The organism is Prosthecobacter sp., from assembly GCF_014879935.1.
Classification (GTDB): domain Bacteria; phylum Verrucomicrobiota; class Verrucomicrobiia; order Verrucomicrobiales; family Verrucomicrobiaceae; genus Prosthecobacter.
Genome location: NZ_JACSRD010000133.1, coordinates 1 through 19,212, shown reverse-complemented (window position 1 = coordinate 19,212; position 19,212 = coordinate 1). Strand labels below are relative to the sequence as shown.

Here is a 19,212-nt window from a genome sequence, read left to right as displayed (position 1 = left end):
GCCTCACCAGCTCCGCGCCGTCTCCAGGTTCCGTTTGAATCCCTCGCGCACCAGCGAGAGGTCGGAATCCATCGCGATCCACGTCAGGCCCAGTGCCTTGAGCTTTTCCTTGTCATCCGCATGCCGCACGAGGATGCCGCAGCCTTTGCCGTGATCCTTCGCCGCCTTCACGACGGCGTTCAGGCACTCGTCGTAGCTGCGCGGCGACTTCCGCGCCTTCAAATCGTAGCTCAAATCGGCCGGGCCGATGAAGAGCGCATCAATGCCCTCCACCGCGGCGATTTGCTCCGCATTCGCCACGCCTTCCGCCGTCTCGATTTGCGCGAGGATGATCGGTTTGGGCATCTCCTCGCCGGGGAGCCTCATGCCGTAGCCATAGGCCCTCACGGTACGTGAAACGCCTCGCGTGCCGTTTGGTGGATAGGTCGCTGCTTTCACACAATGCTCTGCCTGCGCCACGGTGTCCACATGCGGCACCATGATCCCATCCGCGCCCCAATCGAGAACGCGACCGATCAAATCGGCATGCGGAGCACTCACGCGCACAATCGCCAGCGTGTTGCTGCCTCGCAACGCACGCAGTTGGTTTGGCAGCGCGGCCTCCGACTCACAACCGTGCTCCAAGTCGATGAGAACCCAGTCAAAGCCACACTCTGCCGCGAGTTCCGTGACTGCGGGTGATCCGATGGAGAGAAAGGTGCCGATGTGAGTTTTCATGGTGAGAGAATGTCGAGGCCGCTGTCCTCCCGCAAGCCGCGTAAAGCGATGGCCAGCTTGGAAAGAGTGATTTCACGCAGGTTTGAGCCTGAGGAACCGCTGCTGATGAGGAAGAAGCCGTCGTCGCGATCAAAGTAGCCCGCTCCGACGCGGATGACCGCTTTCACGATCATGTTTCGCAGCAAGTGCAGCCAGAAACGCTGAAGATGATGCTGTGGCAATTCACGCACGCTTTGATAGCCCTCGAAGGCCCTGCGCAAAAACGCTGCATCATGAAAACACGCCAGCAGGGACAAGTCATCCATCGGATCGCCCGCAATGCTGTCATCAAAGTCAATGAAGGCAGCGATTTGATCGCGAATGCCGAGGATGTTCCAAAGCGCGAGGTCTTTGTGCACGAGGCAGCCGTGTTCGAGTTGTAGCAGCGCACGATGGCTCTCAATCTCCGCCCGAATCTCATCCGCATTCGCCAAAAAGCCGCGCTGCGTCAAAAAGCGCAGATGATCATCGAGACGCAGGTGGAAGTAGTCGGCGTAAGTCGTGCGATAGCCGCGAAGCTGCTCATCCAGCACTCCAAAGCCCTCCAATGTGATCGCCTGCCACTTTGCCACCGCCGCGCCGATCTCGAAGGCGATCTTCGGCACCTCCAGCGTGCCTTGTTTGAACCAGTGATTCAAATCCGGCACTGAAACTCGCTCCAAAGCCTGCCAGGCGAACGAAACACGAATCCGCGAGGCATCGCAGCCAAACACACGAGGCGTGACCACCCCCGCCGCACGCACACGATCCAGCAATGCCGACTCCACGGCCAGATGCGCGTCTTTTTCGGGTCCATTCTCCACGCGGACGAAAAGCGGCTTTCCATCCACTTCAGCATTCCACGTGAGATGGTTGCCCTGACCGGCTCCAGGGCTCAAAACGACGTTTTTCGTGTCAAAGTGCCTACATAGCTCCTTTTCGAGCTGCGCGGCCAGATTCGCATCCGCTTCACCACGCGACTGGGTGCCGTGAAAGGCCGCCGTGCGGTCACATTTCCAGTAATAGATGTCGCGGCGGTTCATGCGGAGGGTGGACGACGCTTCCAGATGGCGGCGGCGATGCCTCCGATGATGTTTTGCATCACGCCACTGAAGACACCTGCGGCGGCGGCGAGCGGCATCGCCGCAAAGTGCTCACGGGCGAGTGAGGCTGCCATGCCACCGTTTTGCATGCCGACCTCAATGCTGACCGTGCGGGCGATGGACTCAGGATAACGCAGCATCTTCGTCAGGCCATACCCCACGCCAAAGCCGAGCACATGCAGCGCAAAGGCTGCCAGAGCCAGCTTGCCGAAATTCGCCGCGATGGCGTCCGCGCTGGCCGCCACGATGCCTCCGCTCACGAGCGTGAAGGCCAGCACGGCCACCGTCGGTCCGCAGGCTCCGATTTGATCCGCCGTGCGCGGTAGCCGCCATCGGATCAATATGCCGAGCACCACCGGCGCGATGGTGAGTTGAAAAGCGGATACACACAACCCCCACGCGTCCACGGGCACATACTGGCCTGCGAGCGTGCTCGTCCACATCGGCGTGAAGAAAAAGGCCAGCAGCGTGGAGCACATCGTGAGCACCACAGACAGGGCCACGTTCGCTTTGGCGAGGTAGCTGATCATGTTCGACGCCATGCCGCCGGGGCAACTCGCCACCAGAATGATGCCCACGGCGAGGCCTGGCTCCAAACCGAGCATCTTCGCCGTGGCCCAACCGGCGAGTGGCATGATCGTGTACTGCGCGATGAAGCCCAGCGCGACACACCCCGGCATGCGGCCGATGGCTTTGAAGTCGTCCAGACTCAAAGTGAGCCCCATGCCGAGCATCGACGCCGCCAGCGACCAAAAAATCCACGGCTTGTCGAACCACAGCATCGTCTGCGGTTTGTAAAACGCGATGACAGCCAGCGTGACGAGCCACACGGGATACAGATTGTTGAACCAGTCGAAGAAGCGCTTCATGAGATCATTTGGAAGTATCACGCACGCCATCAAATTGCGGCCCACCCGCGCCGACGTAGCCGCCGCTGGTGCCTTTTTCATCCGGCGTGACCCAGAAGGCATACAACGAGCCCTTCGACTGATGGAAGCGCAATTTCACCGTCTTCCCAATCAGGTCTGTAAGGTCAATACCGTCAGCCCATTCCACCTTCAGCTTCGTTTGATCCCCCGAAGCCACTTTGGAGCTACGCAGCACCTTTCCAGCCTCATCGAGCACTTCCACACGCACCTCGCCGTTCATATTCACGAAGAGATGCCTGCCTTTGAACTTCACCGGACGCGTCGTCAGCTCGCCAGAGCCATCCATCGAGGCAAAACCATCGCGCCGCAGTGTGGCGAGGCCAATGCTACCGCCGGTATACATGCCGCGATGCCCGCTCGGCGCGATGCCGCTGGTGCCCATGTAGGGAAAGACGAGTTGGTCATCGAGCACGACAAACACACCCGCCGCGCCGTGCAGATACGCACGATCCCACGAGCCCTCCGTGCGCGATCCGACGATGAAGCCGCGTCGATCCGGCCGATCCCAGTGAAAGCCATCGCGACTGAAGCCGAGCTCGAGATCGAGTAGCTTCGGGAATTTACCTTTCTCGCAGACGCCGTTGTTCGGGCCGCGATGGATGTAATGCATGCCGACCATGAGGCTTTCGTAGGCCACCGCATTCAGACTGTAGAGCTGCGCAGCCTCGCCCGCGCCGGGATAGCGACCCTGCGGCTCGGGGAGATCGAGTTTGTCCGTGCAGGTCCAAAACACGCTCTTCTTCCAGTCCGCTCCCGCGAGGAAATCATCGCTCTCGCAATAATAACGGCTGCGACCGCGTGAGGTGCCGATCTTGATGCTGAAGCACCACTTCTCGCGGAAGGGATTGAAGAAGAAGGAGCAGTAATCATCCGCCGCGATGGTCGTCGTCACCGCATCGGAGAACGTTTTGCCATCGGAGACATGCAGCGAGTGCATGAAGCCCTGCGGCCGCTGCTCCTTCGGCACATGTAGCCAGCAGGTGATGTATTTGAGGCGCTCCGCGGGTGATTTGGCATTCAAATCGAGCCACACGCAGTTATCGGAGCCGCCCGTGACGAGCTTCGGTCCGGTCCAGCGCAGTCCTTCGGGCAAAAGCTGCCCTTTGCGCGTCCACGTCTTCATGTCTGGGCTCGTCGCAAGCGACAACGCCCCGCGCCAACCAGCGACGTAGAACATCTTGAAGAGCTTTTCCGATGGATCGTAAAACACGCCGCCCTGACCGGTGAAAGTGGTCGCTTCCTCGCCCTTCTCACCTTCTCTCGCGGGTCCGAGTTCGCGCTCGGTCTCGGCTTTGAAGACCGGATTGCCCTCAAACTTCTTCGCCTGATGAAATGTGCGTTTGAGCGTGGTTTTCTCGATGAGGAAGTCATCGACGAAAAGCTGCCTGCCGAGGTCGATGGGGATGACTTTCGGCTTCTTCTTCAAATACGGCACTTCCATCACCGCATCGCTCGGCTCGCGGTAACGCGGCGGCCATTGATCGGGCAGTTCGATGCCGTTGTAGAGCTTTTCGGGCTTTGGGCCGGTGGCCTTGTTCGCGAGCATGAGCAGCTTCGCGTCCTTCGACACGATTTTGCCCGCCAGAACATCCTCCTCGCGAAACTTCGCCAGCAGGATCTCCGCGTCGGTGTGCCGGTTCCAGTCATAGAGGATGTGGATCAGCCCATCGGGCGCTTCGAAGCCATCGGGATACGACACCGCGTTGCGTTCGTCGAGCAGCAGGCCGCCTTTCCACGTCTGGCCCTCGTCCTCGGACAGCCACGCGCTCATGTGGGTGCGCTTTGGCAGTCGCTCCGTGGGCGAGCCATTCTTCACCAGCAAGATGCGACCTGATTTGAGCCGACGCAGAAAAAAACGAGCATTCACATTTTGCACCGTCGCGGCAGGTTTCGGCTCGCTCCACGTTTTGCCGCCATCGCTGGAGAAGCTCTCATGCGGCTGGCCCTTCGTGCGGGCGAGCATCCACAAGCGACCGTCCTTCAACTCGACCATCATGTGCTCGTCGAACTCCCAATCCGGGAACTGCAAACTGCCGCGCTCCTTCCACGACGCGCCTTCATCGGTCGATTCAAACACGCGGCACGTTTTCTTGTGCCAGTCGGATACCGGCAGCAACCACGTGCCATCTTTGAGCACCGTCGGCTTGTTCAGCGTGCAACCCTCCGCAAACATCGCCGGCGTGCTCCACGATGGCTCCGCCGCATCGGGATCATCGCAGCGCATGAACCAATTCGTGATGCGCTTCTGCGGATCGCCGAGTTGCTGATCGAGAAACAGCCACAAGCGCCCCTTTGGATCCGTCCAAAGATTCCCCACCAGCGCCCCGCTGACCTTCTGCGCCGCCTCCATGCGTGCGCCGACCGCCACACGAGGCTTCGACCACGTCGCGCCGTCATCATCGCTCGTCGCCAGCAGGAAATACCCATCATGCTTGTCCCCCGTGCCTGTCCAGCAACCCCAGATGCGCCCCTTCGGCGTGCGGTCCATCCCAATGATCATCGCGCCACCGCGTGCCTCGTCTTGAAACTCCGCGCCAGGATTCGTGATGACGGAAGGAGTGAAACGATCCGGCATCTTCGACGCAGGCTGCGCGGCGGCAGAAATCGTGGCGGCGATGACGAGGAGCAAGGCGTGGGAGAGGCTGGACATGTGGTGAAAACGTCCGCCACGGCCTGACCTCGCACGTCTGGCAAGTGAACCCTGTGTTATGATAACCTGTCTTCACCGCCCTGCGGCCGGCTCCATGGCTCGCCCCGCTTTTGGCGAAGTAATGGTTGAAAACTGCGGCTGCCAAAGCCCGATTACAGGCTTCCGCCAAAAACCCACCCTAACCCCCATGAAGCACATCTGCCTCCTCGCCCTTCTCGCCGCCATGTCCCTCCCCGCCCTCGCGCAGGATGCGGATCAGGCCGTTCTCGAACTGAAGCCCCACCCGCAAAACCCGCTGGGCTATGACAAAACGGAACTCGCCGTGAAGGCGGGCCAGAAGGTGAAGCTCACGCTCACCAACACGGGCAGCATCGCCCCGCAGCCACACAATTTCCTCCTGTTGAAGCCGGGCAAGCTGGACTCCGTGGGAGCCCAGGCCAACGCGATGCTCGCCGATCCCCAGGGCATGGCGAAGAACTACATCCCCGAGGCCGCGAGAGCCGACATCCTCGCCAACACGAAGCTGGTGCAGCCGAACCAGTCCGAGACCATTGAATTCGTGGCTCCGGCGGAAGCGGGCGACTACCCGTACATCTGCACCTTCCCCGGCCACTGGATGCTCATGCGTGGCGTGATGCACGTCACGAAATAAAACTCACCCACACACACAACCCAACGCGCAATCCCATGAAAACGCTCGTCTCCATCCTCGCCGTGATCATCACGCTCACCTCCGCCGTCCGTGCGGAGGAGGGCAAACTCGAAGTCGCCGGCCTCTCCTTCAAATTCGACTCGCCGTGGGCCGCGGTGGAAAGCAGCGGCATGTTCCGTGCCGGCACTCTCCAGGCGAAGGTGGAAGGCGTGGACAAGCCCTTGGAGGCCGTGTTCTACCACTTCCCCGGCCCAGGCGGCGGCGGTGGTGTGGAGGCGAACGTGCAGCGCTGGCTCGGCCAGTTCCAGGGCACGCCCGAGTCGAAGCGCGAGGAGCTGGACGCCGGCGGCAAGAAGATCACGCTCGTGACCGCCAGCGGCACCTACAACGACGGTCCGCCCATGGGAGCGAAGACACCGCGTGAGAACTACACGCTGCTGGCCGCGATCGTGCCGACCGAGGACTCGAATGTCTTCGTGAAGCTCGCCGGTCCCAAGGACGTCATCGCGAAGATCATGGATGGCTTCAAAAAGATGGTCACCAGCCCGTTTGCGAAGTGATGTTTGATTCGGAACGCTGAAACAAAGCAGCACTCACACTGAAAAGCGGATGGCATCCCCATCCGCTTTTTTCATGTCTGCGCAAAACGCGTTTTCCCTGCGCAAACCGATGGAATGACACCGCCGTGCATCACGCGTTTGCCAAATCGAAAACCGAGTTGGCACGCACGATGCTTTGCTTCGCGTCGGAGTCCATCCAACTACAGACCTATGCTCAAGCACACACCCACTCGAAACTGGAGCGGCGTCGTCATGACAGCCCTCGCCGCCTTCTCGTCCCTCGCATTCAGCCTTGGTGAACTCCAGGCGCAGGATGCAGCACCGCCTGCGCCCGCCGCGGCCGCCGCCCCCGCGGCACCAGCCCCGGCTCCCGCAGCCGCGCCAGCACCTGCACCCGCGGCACCTGCCGAAGCCCCCGCCGAGGAGGCGAAGGGTCCCTCCACCGAACTCTTCACCACAAACAACCTGTGGATGATGCTTTCGGCCGCGCTCGTGTTCATCATGCACCTGGGTTTCGCCTGCGTTGAGTCCGGTCTCACCCAGTCCAAGAACACGGTGAACATCCTGTTCAAGAACACCCTCATTCCCTGCATCGGCCTGCTCACGTATGCGCTCTGCGGTTTCAATCTGATGTATCCCGGCTTCGCCGATGGTGATTCGCAGTTCTGGTTCAAATTCTCCGGCTTCGGCATCACGACCGATGCCGCCGGTGTGACCTCCAGCTACAACGTGGGCTACACCTACTGGACCGACTTCCTCTTCCAGGCCATGTTCGCCGCGACCGCCGCCACCATCGTCTCCGGCGCTGTCGCCGAGCGCGTGAAGCTCAGCACCTTCATGGTGTTCTCCATCATCTTCGTCGCCATCGCCTACCCGATCGCAGGAAGCTGGAAGTGGGGCAACGGCTGGCTGAACCGCCTTGAGACTCCGTTCTATGACTTCGCCGGTTCCACGCTGGTGCACTCTGTCGGCGGCTGGGGCGCCCTTGCAGGCATTCTTCTCCTTGGGCCTCGTCTGGGCAAATACACCGCGGATGGCAAGATCAAGCCGATCCTCGGTCACAGCATGCCCCTCGCCACCATCGGCGTGTTCCTCCTCTGGCTCGGCTGGTTCGGATTCAACGGCGGCTCCGTCCTTTCCGCTGATCCGGGCCTCGTCTCCCTGACCCTCGTCACGACGTGCCTCGCCGCTGCCGCGGGTGGTGTCGCCGCCGCCCTCGCCTCCGTCATCTTCATGAAGAAGCCGGACCTCTCCATGGCTCTGAACGGCATCCTCGCCGGTCTCGTGGGCATCACCGCCGGCGCTGACCAGATGGCTGCTGCGAGCTCCATCTACATCGGTGCCATCGCAGGTGTGCTGGTCGTGCTCTCCGTGCTGTTCTTTGACAAGATCAAGATCGACGATCCCGTCGGTGCCGTGTCCGTCCATCTCGTGTGCGGCATCTGGGGCACGCTGGCAGTCGGCATCTTCGGTGCCAAGGCCGGCATGCCGCAGCTCATGAGCCAGCTCAAGGGTGTGGCCGCCTACGGCGTGTTCACCTTCGTCTTCGCCTTCGTCCTGTTGCTGATCCTCAAGATCGTCATGGGTCTGCGTGTCAGCCCCGAGGAGGAATCCGAGGGTCTCGACATCGGCGAGCACGGCAACGTGGCTTACCCGAGCTTCCAGGCGAACCATTGATCCTGGTCTCACGACACGTCTGACAAACTCCACAAACTCCCCGGCGCGAAAGGCGTCGGGGAGTTTTTTTTGGCCTTGGCACGGGCATTGCTTTCCCCCGTGCCAACAGGCCAAAAAATTTCGGCCCCCATCCAACCATCATCTCGCAATGACTCGACTACTGCCCCGCTGGCGCACGTTTGCGTGCGGTCTCCTCGTCTCCACCTTCCTCGGCGCTGGACTCCGCGCCCAGGACGCGGCCCCCGCCGCACCACCGGCTCCGGCCGCGGCTGCTCCGGCGGCACCAGCAGGCCCCACGCTCGAGCAACGCGTGATCGACCTCGAGAAATACGTCGGCAACTCGAAGCCGGGTGAGGACGGAGACGCCAAGTGGGAGTCCAAGATCGCCGGCCCCGGCCCCGGTCACAACGCCTGGCAGATGACCAGCACCGCGCTGGTGATCTTCATGACGCTTCCTGGCTTGTTCCTGTTCTACGGCGGCCTGGTCCGCAAAAAGAACGTCCTCTCCGTCGTCGCGCAGTGCATGGGCATCGCCGGCATGGTCACCATCCTCTGGTGGGCCTGCGGTTACAGCCTTTCCTTCGGTGCAGGGAACGCCTTCATCGGCGACCTCGGCAACGCCATGCTCAAAGGCGTCTCCCCGTATGTCTCCGGCGCGGGCTACCACTGGATCTCGGATGCCATGTGGGCCATGTTCCAGCTCAGCTTCGCCATCATCACCCCGGCGCTCATCGTCGGCGCCATCGCGGAGCGCATGAAATTCATCTCCATCATGCTGTTCGTGGCGATCTGGATGTTCGCCGTCTATTTCCCCTTCGCCCACATGGTGTGGGGCGGGACCGGCTTCATGTGCGGCCCGCTCAATCCGGGTGCCACCATCAAGGCCATCGACTTCGCCGGCGGCACGGTCGTCCACATGACCTCCGGCTGGAGCGCCCTCGTGCTCTGCATCCTCCTCGGCAAACGTCAGGGCTACGGCAAGGAGCCGATGGCTCCGCACAGCATGGTGCTCTGCGCCGTCGGCACCGGCATGCTCTGGGTCGGCTGGTATGGCTTCAACGCCGGCTCCGCCCTCGGTGCTGACGGCATCGCCTCGAACGCCTTCATGACCACCACGCTCGCCGCCGCCACCGCAGGCTTCGTCTGGGGCATGGTGGAGTGGATCCTCAAGGGCAAGCCCTCCGTGCTCGGCTTCTGCTCCGGCATCGTCGCCGGTCTCGTCGTCATCACCCCGGGTGCCGGCTTTGTCACCGCCACCTCCTCCATCATCATCGGCGTCCTCGCCGGTGTGATCCCCTTCCTCGCGGTCGCCTATCTGAAGAAGATGCTCGGTTACGATGACGCCCTCGACACCTTCGGCGTCCACGGCGTCGGCGGCACCTTGGGAGCCATCCTCACCGGCGTCTTCGCCAGCAAGGAAGCCAACCCAGGCATCGAGGGCCTCCTCGACGGCCTGCTCATGGAACAGCTCAAGGCCGTCGGCCTCACCATCGTGTGGAGCGTCGCCGCCACGCTGGTCATCACCATCATTGTGAAGATCATCGTCGGCCTGCGTCCTGATCCGGAGGTGGAAAGCCTCGGCCTCGACCTCGCCGAACACGGCGAAGGCGGCTACGAGCATTGATACATCTTCTCCTGCAAGTGGGTGTCGTGTTAACCTCGAAGCCGGGCTGGTCTCTCCAGCCCGGCTTTTTGTTTTTTGTGAGCGGTTGAATCCCTGGCGGTGAGAGAGAACTGGGCATTGAGCATTGTGAACTGAGCACTGAGCAACAAGGGGCTGCGCTTTGCCTTTCCGCGCGTCCCACCCCGGCTCTGGAGGGGCCAGGCTTCGAGTCGCCGTCATGCTGCCGCCTGCCGCTACGAACAGCGAACTGGACCGCCATCAGGGAAGGGTGGCGCGGGCCTGGAGGGTGGTGAAGCCGGTGGGGAAGGTGACGGTGGCGGTCCAGGTGGCGGTGTTGATGTCGCCGCTTTGAAAGGTGGCGGTGCTCCAGGTGGCCGCGGCACCGAACTTCGGGGCGGAGCGGACCTCGACGAGGCCGGTGGTGGGAAAGTTCGTGGTTTGCAGGGTGACAGTGGTCGCCCCGGTGGTGGAGATGCCGATGTCGGCGGCGAGATCGAGCGGCGCGGTGGGCACGGCGGGGGCGGACACGGCGTCCACGGCGACGACTTTCACGGTGGGAGCGGTGTTCCCCGGCCAGATGACAGGCGGGGTGGCGGGTGGCACGGCGATGGTCTGGGGCAGGGTGACGAGACTGCCGGCGACGGTGTTGGATTCGAGCCGGATGCGGCCATCGTTCCGCGTGTCAATGGTTCCGGTGCCGCTGATGCTGTTGGCCACGATGCGGACGGCTCCTCCGCTGCCCGTGCCGTTTCCGGTGGAGGTGATGGCTCCTGTCACTTGAACCGAATTGGCGGCTGCGATCAGGATGGCTCCGCCACCGCCTGAACCACCGCCATAAGGAGTGGCACCTCCGCCTGAACCTCCGATCAACGGGGTGATGGAGGGGTTTCCGTAAACGGATGCATATGAGCCAGGCGAGTCGTTGAAAGTGGAAAGAGGAGGGGCTCCTCCAAGCCCAAGTCCGGCACCTCTTCCGAGGGAACCATTCGGGCCGCCACGAAATCCACCCGGTCCTGGTTCTGCCAGCAGGTTGTTGTTGGGCGGAGCCGATCCGTTGAGATTGACGGTTCCAGCGATGGTCACATTTCCCTGCACCAGCCAGACCACCGGAGCGCGGCTGGGATGATTGATGAAGGTGACTGTGCGGGTGGGGTTGATGGTGACGGAGCTGTATTTGAAAACGATGGCGCGTTTCGCGGGATCGAAGATGCCCTTGCCCACATTGGCGCTGTTGTTCGCGTCCCAGGTGCCCGTGACGGCCTGAGAGAGGTCGATCACGGTGTTGGCGCTGACATTGAGCGCACCGTCGGAGCCATCGCTGGGAATGGCGATCTGCGCCGACAGGCTGGCGGCACCGGCTAGCAGCACGATGGAGAGGAGGTGGATCAGTTTGGTTTTCATGAGAGGACGGACGGCGTGGAGGTTCAAGGCAGGGATTTGAGGACGGAGACTTCGGGGGAGACGGCCTGGAGCGCAGGCGTGACGACAAACGAGTTGAAGACGCTGACCTCGGGCGAGACGGCCTGGAGCGTCGGGGTGAGGGCAAATGAGTTGAAGACGCTGACCTCGGGCGAGATGGCCTGCACGGCTGGTCCGGTCACCGGGGCGGTGTTGAAGAGGCTGACTTCGGCGGAGACCGCTGCCACACTCGCTCCGGTGACGGGAGGGAAATTGAACACGCTGGTCTCGGCGGAGAGTGCTTCGACCGTGAAGCCGGTGGTGTGCGGGAACCGGTAAACACTGACCTCGTCGGAGATGGCAAAGGTGTTGTTGAAGACGCTCGTCTCGACGCTGTAGAATTCGGTCACGCGAGTGAGGCCGAAGCGGAGGCGGTAGGCTTCGAGGTTGGTGAGGCCTGGTTGCAGGGGGCTGGGTTCACCAGCGTCCGCAGGGTCCACCGGAGCGAGGCCGTTGAGCAGCTCCCACAGGTCGTCCATGCCGTCCTGATCCACATCGGAAGGGGACCAGACGGAGATGGCTTCCGCACGGAAGAAGCCCCGTGTCTCGCCAACGGCCGGGAGATAGTCGAAGGTGGCGGCGGGGGCGCCCAGGGCCGCATCAATGGTGGAAAACTGCCGGAGGTCCGTGCTGTGCTGAAAGTGGAAGTAGTGGTCGGGCAGTGCGCCGACGGTGATTTGATACTGCACTCCGTTTTTCTGAATGGCGCTGTGGGGAAACACCTGCGCTGCGGCTGTGCCGCCGACGAGGAGCAGGGCCACAGTCCAAAGCCGTGACAACACGTGGCCGATGGATCGGGGCATCAAGCGCATGATTCAGGTGGAGTGAGGATAGAGCCGGGAGACCGCGTGCCGTTCAGCGGATGACACCGGCTTTCCGATAGACATCGACGATGTCGAGAATGGTGCGGGCGAACGGCGCGGGCAGATACCAGTGGACGTTTTCATAGGTGCGTCCGTAGGCCGAGACAGGCATGTTGGTGAGGCCGGGCACGGAGCCGGAGACGCGGTCGCGGAAAGCGGTCTTCACGCAAAGCGGGAACCCGCGGTCGCGCAGGAGCTGGTAGGGCACTTCCTTGGTGGTGCTGGCGTTGTAGGTGAGGTTGATGAAGTTGTAGCAGGGCTCACGAATGCCGTCGGGCTGCGGCAGCCAGCGGATGTATCGGCCGTTTTGATCGACGAACTGGACGGAGACGATGCAGCGTTCCTTGTCGATGAGGAGGAACATCTGGTTGAAGGGCTGGCCGTGGTCGAGGAAGCTTTTGAACTGGAAGCCGCAAAGGGTGAGGGAATCGTTCGGCAGGCAGGAGTGGACCAGGGGCCGCTCGGAAAGCTTATTGTAACCGCGTGGGAGGGTCTGGATGAAGGCGTCGATGGGCATGCGCCAACGCACGGCACCGCAGATGGTGGTGGGAACGGGCTCCTTGCCCCGGGGAGCGTCGCCGATGGCGGCCTTGCAGTAGAATTCCAGGCTTTCCAGCAGCTCGCGTCGGGCGGTGAGGGACTTGGGCAGCCAGTTGGACGAAAACACCATGCCGCCGGGCGGCTGGGGCGATCCAGAAAGGGCGGACGGGGCCGCATTGCTAGCGGGCGAGGCGGAACCTTGCTGCCGGACCCAGGCGATGTCCGCAGGACTGAGCTGGGAGGTTTTGACGGTGACATCTTTTCCATCCTGCAGGCGCAGGACGACCTCGTCACCACGGCTGCTGACAAGTCGTGCCACGATGGAGCGGCCCTGGCTGTTGGTGAAGGTGCGGAAGCCGCCGCCCTGGGCGTGCAACGCGGGGTGGGCGAGCAGCCAGGCGATGCTGGCGAGGAGACGGAGTGAACGGGTCATGCGAGGGTGGGGAGTCAGAGTCAAAGTTCGCAAAGCAAGGCGTCGGGTTGCAGCGGTTCAGCGATTTTTTTTCAGCGAGGCGAAAAAAGGATGGCTGGCTCTACCGGGAGGGAAACTGCGGTCGCAGGCTGCTGCCGAGTTTTTTTGCGTATTCGGGCGCGAAGGATCGGCCCAAGTCCGACTCTTCTGGTGCTTTCAGGGCGCTCCTCCGAACGCCCGTGGGTTTTCCCGTGCTGGTGGTGAAGGACTTCATCTCCCTGTCGAAGATGTATTCGAAGCCGATGCTCGGATCGTAGGAAGGCGGTGAAGCGGCGAACTGAACATGCAGGCTCCGCGGTCCGGTGACCCACCAGTGCCAGCGCGTGGTGTAAACCCGCTCGTCAATGGAAGCCCGGTGGTCGTTCTCGAACCTGAGTTCCCAGTTGCGCTCCGGGATCAGCCAGGTGTGGGAGCGGAGCGTCCGCTCAAAGTCCAGCAACTCAGTCATTGCGGGATCTTCCCGGCTGTCTCCGCCACCGGATGCTGCGGCATCGGTTTTGGCGGGCCGTTCGAGCACCACGCGGAAGCCGTGATTCGGATGGCGGTTCGGTGCCGGACACCAGCCGCGATGGCTGGACAAGAAACGCACGCTGATGTCGCCACCGTCATCGAAATTGAGGCCGCGGATGACATGCGTCGTATGCGTGTCGTCGTACCAGTCTTCACAGAACTCCCAGACATTCCCGGACAGATCGTGAAGGCCGAACCGGTTCGGGGTGAAGCTCATGACAGGAGCCGTGGTGGCAAAGCCGTCGGTGTATCCGGGAATGACGCGGCGTTGGGGGAACTTCGCCACCAGGGTCGTGTCACCCAGATTCCCAGCACCTGCGGGAGGCGGCCATTCTTGGCCCCAGGGAAACTCGCCGGTCAGCTTGTCGCTCAGAAGGTGGGGTGAAACCTTCGCATCCTCTCGATCCCCGATGCCCGCGGCGAAGCTCCACTCACGGTCCGTGGGCAGACGGTAGTTGCGTCCTTCCTTGCGGCTGAGCCACTGGCAGAAGTCCCGGCAATCCTCCCACCGGATGTTGCAGACGGGATGATCGTTCGCAAAACTAACTTTTTCTCCTTCATAGATCGGGTTTTGCCAGAAGTCGGGAACTCCGGGAGTGGCTGCGAAAAAGGCCGCGTAGTCTGCCTTCCGGGTCTCGTGGATGCACATCAACACCTCGGTGCCCGGCACGGGCACAAACTTCATGCCGAGAGAGTTCACGAAGGGCTTGTCCTTGGCCGCCTTGGCCGGATCTCCCGCGTCCAGTTCCCGCGCCAGGCGCTGGCTCTCTGCAGAGAGCGTGTTCAACGGCACGGGCGTGATTTTGCCGGCGATTTCGAGGAGCACGTTGCCGCTGGCGATGGTTTTGAAGGTGGCAGTGAGGCTGCGGCCTTTGGTGTCCGTCCAAGTGGTTTGGCCAGATGAAAGCGCAGCAGGCCGCCGCACAGGCGCTACAGCAGCCTCCGCTTTCAGAGCAGCCGGATTCATCGGCTGCTCGATCACCACTCGGAATCCATGGTGATCAATCCTGGCAGTCGGACGGTGAGTGCCGCGGTTCGACGACAACAGCCCCCTGGCCAGGCTGCCCTTCCAACTTGTGCCGCGCACCACCCGATGCTGCTTGGTTTCAGCCGTCCAATCCTCGCAGAGTTCATAGACATTCCCCGCCAGGTCGAAAAGGCCAAGCGCGTTGGGTCTGAAGTTCATGACCGGCGATGTGACGGCATACCCGTCCGAATACTCCTCAATGAAGGAAATCAGGGTATCTGCGGGGAAGGCCTGGCTCGCGGTGATGTCGGAGAAATTGCCCGCGCCTTTCGGCGGTGGCCATTCGGTCCCCCACGGGTACACGCCTGACTCGAACTGCATGAGCTGCAAATCCAGGGGCGTCTTTCCTGCGGGCTCCGAATCCGCAATTCCGACAGCGGCACTCCACTCGCGGTCCGTTGGCAGTCGGTAGATCAGTCCTTCTTTCCGACCCAGCCAGGCACAGAACGATTTGGCATCATCCCAGCTCACATTGCACACGGGATGATCGTCGCCTGGGCTGACCGGAATGCCGCGATAGTTCGGATTCTTCCACGTCTCATCGATGTTGGCATTCTGAGCGGCGTAGGTGGCATAGTCTCCCTTCCTGGTCTCATGAATGCACATGAGGATGTCAGTCCCCGGCATGGGCACAAACTTCATGCCGAGCGAATTCACGAAGGGCTGGTCCTTCGTCGCCTGGACGGGATCGGTCGAGGATGGCGTGGCCTCAGGGGGCTGCGCGAGGGGGCTCATTCCATTTTGAGCCCCTGGCGGCGTCAGCGCCGATGAATCTGTCGGCGCAGGGCGATCCATGACCAGGAAGTAAAAGGCTGCGGCGCTCGCCAACACGATCAGACACACCATCGCAAACCCCACGATGCTGGACGCGTGCCGTCGTGACGCAGGCAGGGACTGGGCCGGGGCCGGACGGTCTGGCTTCCCGGACGACGGCTGAGGACGCGAACGCGGGGGCAGCGCGGCAGGGGCTTTCTCCGCCGCGGCTTCCACTTTGACCACGGGCTGCGTGAGGATCGCGTCCAGATCCCGGCGCATGTCCTGCACGCTGGGGTAGCGCACCTCGCGATCTTCACGCAGCGCACGGCCGATGATGCCATCGTAGCGTGGGTCGAGGCCGGGGATTTGCAGGGAGGGCAGCTCAAACAGGCCCTGTGGCAGCTTGCCGGTGAGCATCTGGTAGAGCATGACGCCCACGGCGTAGATGTCCGCGCGATGATCGATGGTCGTGCCGAGGATCAAGGCCTCCGGTGCCACAAAGTGAGGCGTGCCCATCGCCACCCCGCTGCGGGTGAGCCCCTGGGTCTCGCGACCTTCCGCATGGAACTTCGCCAGGCCAAAGTCCGCCACCTTCACCACGCCGTCATTTCTGAGCATGATGTTCGCCGGTTTGATGTCGCGATGAATGATCCCGCGCTCATGGGCATAGGCCAGCGCATCGCACACATGCGCGGTGATCGCCATCGCATGCTCGGAGTGCAGGCGGCCCTGACGGGCGATCATGGCGTGCACGTCCGTGCCCTCGACGAACTCCATGACGATGTAGAGCAGGCCGTCGGCAGCCTCGCCGAAGTCATAAACGGCGACGATGCCAGGATGCGAGAGCTTCGCCATGGCGCGAGCCTCGTTCTTGAACCGCTCGACAAAGCTTGGGTCTGTCCCCGCAAGATGGCTGGAGAGGATTTTGACGGCCACGGGCCGGTCCAGCGAAAGCTGCCGTCCCTTGTAAACCGCCCCCATGCCTCCGCGGCCCAGCATGCGTTCGATCTCATACTGCGGCAGCAAGGATTCCAAAACCTCCGGAGCCGGCGGCTGCCACGGGGCTCCAGGATTCGTCCCCGTGCCTCCTTCCAAGGCACCGCGAATCAGATCGCTGGCGGGATTGCCAAACAGAGGATCGGGGTCGGAGTCAGGCATGCTTCAAAGAAGGTTTCACAGAGTAAATTCGGAAAGGGCACGCGCGGGTTGCAAGCGGAGCTGGAAATCGCGCTCTATTCTTTGATGAAGCTATTCTGGCCTGCGATCCTGACTTTCTAGGAGACCGGCGAGTCGAACGCCATGCGAATCCATTCTTCTCGTGGTGCGTCTTTCTTCCACACCAGCTACGGGGCGGCACTTCCTTCCCGGCATCGTCCTGCGGCGATCTGGGTAGATTGACGGCTGCGTTGCTCGACATGGCGTCAGGCCTTTCGTTTGGATCAGCAGTCAGCAGGCAGGTGAAGAATGAGCCAGCCGCATCGCCTCTCGAAACTGGCGGTAGTGATCGTCCAGAATGCGGCGCATTTGCGCAGCTCGCGTCGTCCACTCGACCTTGATCCGTTGTTTTTTCACGTCGGCCTTGTCGGCCTCGCTTTCACGCAGGGCGGCGCGTTGGGATTCCTCGCGGGCGAATTGCGGCCAGCTCATCGGGTGGTTGCGCCGGGCGTCCAGGGCCTGAGTGGACGTTGCTTGGTTCGCATCCGCCTGGGTGGCCCGATAACCCGCCTGCACGCGGGCGATCTCACGCTGGCTGAAGGCGGCGAGGAGCTTGTCACAGTATTCAGAGGCCTGCGTATAAGCAGCGGGACTGGCTTTCGGGGCCTTGGAAGCTTCATCAAGCAGGTCCTCGCGCAAATAGGTTAGATTCTGGCGAATGCCGGCGGGAATGGGCCTGTCGAGGGGCGTGAGCGCCCACTCGGCGGCGTTGGGGCCTTGGTCTTTGATGACTTCGATGCGAGAAAGGCTGTCGTTGTTCCGCATGCCAGGAACGGGTGCAGTCTTGGCAACAGGTTTCTCAGAAGGGTGCGACGACGGGGCGAGCCTCTGTAACCTATTACCGGTAATCTTATTTTTGGGGTTCCAAGCTGGTCCGGAAAAACCTGTGCGGTCTGGATTGAATTGCAGGGTGATCTTCCCGTCTCGCCCTCTCACAAGAATGGATGAAGCGTCTTTTGAGAATTCCCATTTCAGCCAATTCTGCTCTTGAAAGTCTTTTTTGATGCTGCCGTCGGGCAAGAATTGGATGGTTCCGGAGAACTGTCCCTGCCAGTGCCACGAATATAAAAACATGGCGTCGTGAAGGCTGATGGTCGGAGAGGTCACGGCCTCAGAATGGCTCTCTGGTGCTGCCGAAGCCATGACTTCAGTCCAGAACAATAGCGCGAGAATCAAGTGGCAGGAGGTTTGCATCGACGTGGTTCTGTTGGTGATGGGCTGATCCGGTTTGCATGTTGGCTAGTGTCGTTCATCTGGCTGCACCACCACGGTGTGTCACCGCATCGCCTCGCGGAGCTGGCGGTAGGTGTTGTCAAGGATCCGGCGCATCTGTTCGGCGCTGGTGGCCCATTCGACTTTGAGGCGCTGCTTCTTCACGTCGGCTTTGTTGGTCTCGCTTTCTCGCAGGGCGGCGCGTTGGGATTCCTCGCGGGAGAATTGCGGCCAGCTCATCTGGTAGTTCCGGCGGGCGTCGAGGGCCTGGGTGGAGGTCGCTTTGTTCGCATCTGCCTGAGCGACAGCATAGCCGGCCTGCACACGGGCGATCTCGCGTTGACTGAGGGCGGCGAGAAGCTTGTCGCAGTAGTCGGAGGCCAGTTTGTAGGCCTCCGGTTTGCTTTTGGCGGCCTTCGCGCCTTCATCGAGCAGGTCCTCGCGCAGGAAGGTGAGGTTCTGGCGGATGTCGGCGGGGATAGCCTCGTCCAGCGGCGTGAGCGCCCACTCCGTGGCGTTGGGGCCCTGGTCTTTGATAACCTCGATGCGCGGCTGGTTGGCGTCGGTTTGGATCGTAGCCAGCGGGGCGGCATTGAGTGGGGAAATTCGTGGTGAAGACGGAGAACCCGAAGGAAGGGACCTGTCGTCTAGGGCTTGTTTACGAGCTCCCTTGATGGTGTTGTTGCCATTCCAAGTCTCGACTGCGTTGTATGACGAAAAAGAAGCATCAAAAACAAGCCGTCGTTCCGCGTTTTTTGGGCCAAAAACAATGGTGTTATTACCATCAATCCTCCAATCGAATACCGCCGTGTTTCCTTTCGTGCTTTTTTGAACCAGCGTGTGATCTGCCAGGAATCGCATTTCGGCACCTTCCCCCCAGCCACGCGCCGCGGACTTCGGATTGTTCCACGACCAGACATAGGCTGCGACCACATCCTCCAAACGGCGATTCTCATCCGCAAATCCGGATCCAGCGAAACAGGTCAAGACAAGCCATGAGACGATCGTGGCGCGGTAGATGGATTTCATGAGGATAGAGGTGAGGTTCGAACACAATCAGAATGCAGTCAGCAGAAAGGTGCCGTCATTTCGCCGTGCTGCTCACCGCATCGCCTCGCGGAGCTGGCGGTAGGTGTTGTCGAGGATCCGGCGCATCTGTTCGGCGCGCGTGGCCCACTCCACCTTGAGACGCTGCTTCTTCACGTCGGCTTTGTTGGTCTCGCTTTCTC

At 61.7% G+C, this 19,212-nt stretch carries 14 protein-coding genes; 4 read left to right on the top strand and 10 right to left on the bottom strand.

Features of this window, described 5'->3' with window-relative positions:
- Nucleotides 1–3: 3 nt before the first annotated feature.
- Genes IAE77_RS11270 through IAE77_RS11255 form a run of 4 tightly spaced genes read right to left on the bottom strand, consistent with a single transcriptional unit; the run spans nucleotide 4 to nucleotide 5,417 of the window.
- Nucleotides 4–717, bottom strand: a complete 714-nt coding sequence (locus IAE77_RS11270) for an aldolase/citrate lyase family protein (protein ID WP_294226263.1) — start codon at nucleotides 715–717, stop codon at nucleotides 4–6.
- Entirely contained in the window at nucleotides 714–1,778 is a 1,065-nt protein-coding gene (locus IAE77_RS11265; protein WP_294226261.1) for an aminoglycoside phosphotransferase family protein, read from the bottom strand. The genes IAE77_RS11270 and IAE77_RS11265 overlap by 4 nt, the downstream gene beginning before the upstream one ends.
- Nucleotides 1,775–2,707, bottom strand: a complete 933-nt coding sequence (locus IAE77_RS11260; RefSeq protein WP_294226260.1) for a bile acid:sodium symporter family protein — start codon at nucleotides 2,705–2,707, stop codon at nucleotides 1,775–1,777. The genes IAE77_RS11265 and IAE77_RS11260 overlap by 4 nt, the downstream gene beginning before the upstream one ends.
- Before the next feature lie 4 nt (nucleotides 2,708–2,711).
- Nucleotides 2,712–5,417: a sialidase family protein gene (locus tag IAE77_RS11255; protein ID WP_294226257.1), complete on the bottom strand. Its 2,706-nt coding sequence runs from the start codon at nucleotides 5,415–5,417 to the stop codon at nucleotides 2,712–2,714.
- 187 nt (nucleotides 5,418–5,604) lie between these two features.
- Here IAE77_RS11255 and IAE77_RS11250 point away from each other — a divergent pair, with 187 nt between their 5' ends.
- The 4 genes from IAE77_RS11250 to IAE77_RS11235 all read left to right on the top strand — a co-directional run bounded on the left by IAE77_RS11250 (nucleotide 5,605) and on the right by IAE77_RS11235 (nucleotide 9,930).
- Nucleotides 5,605–6,069, top strand: coding sequence for a plastocyanin/azurin family copper-binding protein (locus IAE77_RS11250; RefSeq protein ID WP_294226254.1), 465 nt, complete (start codon nucleotides 5,605–5,607; stop codon nucleotides 6,067–6,069).
- Between the two features lie 35 nt (nucleotides 6,070–6,104).
- Complete coding sequence (locus tag IAE77_RS11245) at nucleotides 6,105–6,629, top strand: hypothetical protein (RefSeq protein WP_294226251.1); 525 nt, start codon at nucleotides 6,105–6,107, stop codon at nucleotides 6,627–6,629.
- Between the two features lie 471 nt (nucleotides 6,630–7,100).
- Nucleotides 7,101–8,306 carry an ammonium transporter gene (locus tag IAE77_RS11240; RefSeq protein WP_345780977.1) on the top strand — a complete coding sequence of 402 codons (1,206 nt, stop codon included), beginning with the start codon at nucleotides 7,101–7,103 and terminating at the stop codon, nucleotides 8,304–8,306.
- Between the two features lie 148 nt (nucleotides 8,307–8,454).
- Complete coding sequence (locus IAE77_RS11235; protein ID WP_294226246.1) at nucleotides 8,455–9,930, top strand: ammonium transporter; 1,476 nt, start codon at nucleotides 8,455–8,457, stop codon at nucleotides 9,928–9,930.
- A 258-nt stretch (nucleotides 9,931–10,188) separates the two neighbouring features.
- On the opposite strand, the gene IAE77_RS11230 is transcribed toward IAE77_RS11235, so the two are convergent.
- From IAE77_RS11230 to IAE77_RS11205, 6 genes are all read right to left on the bottom strand, one after another.
- Entirely contained in the window at nucleotides 10,189–11,331 is a 1,143-nt protein-coding gene (locus IAE77_RS11230; RefSeq protein WP_294226243.1) for a hypothetical protein, read from the bottom strand.
- Nucleotides 11,332–11,354: 23 nt separating this feature from the next.
- Entirely contained in the window at nucleotides 11,355–12,200 is an 846-nt protein-coding gene (locus tag IAE77_RS11225) for a hypothetical protein (protein ID WP_294226241.1), read from the bottom strand.
- Between the two features lie 43 nt (nucleotides 12,201–12,243).
- A complete protein-coding gene (locus tag IAE77_RS11220) occupies nucleotides 12,244–13,224 on the bottom strand; it encodes a hypothetical protein (protein ID WP_294226239.1) in 981 nt (326 codons plus the stop codon).
- A 100-nt stretch (nucleotides 13,225–13,324) separates the two neighbouring features.
- Nucleotides 13,325–16,714, bottom strand: a complete 3,390-nt coding sequence (locus tag IAE77_RS11215; protein WP_294226236.1) for a bifunctional serine/threonine-protein kinase/formylglycine-generating enzyme family protein — start codon at nucleotides 16,712–16,714, stop codon at nucleotides 13,325–13,327.
- A gap of 288 nt (nucleotides 16,715–17,002) precedes the next feature.
- Nucleotides 17,003–17,878, bottom strand: a complete 876-nt coding sequence (locus IAE77_RS11210) for a hypothetical protein (RefSeq protein WP_294226233.1) — start codon at nucleotides 17,876–17,878, stop codon at nucleotides 17,003–17,005.
- Between the two features lie 168 nt (nucleotides 17,879–18,046).
- Nucleotides 18,047–19,012 (bottom strand): hypothetical protein, encoded by a 966-nt coding sequence (locus IAE77_RS11205; protein WP_294226230.1) that lies wholly within the window; start codon nucleotides 19,010–19,012, stop codon nucleotides 18,047–18,049.
- Between the last annotated feature and the right edge of the window lie 200 nt (nucleotides 19,013–19,212).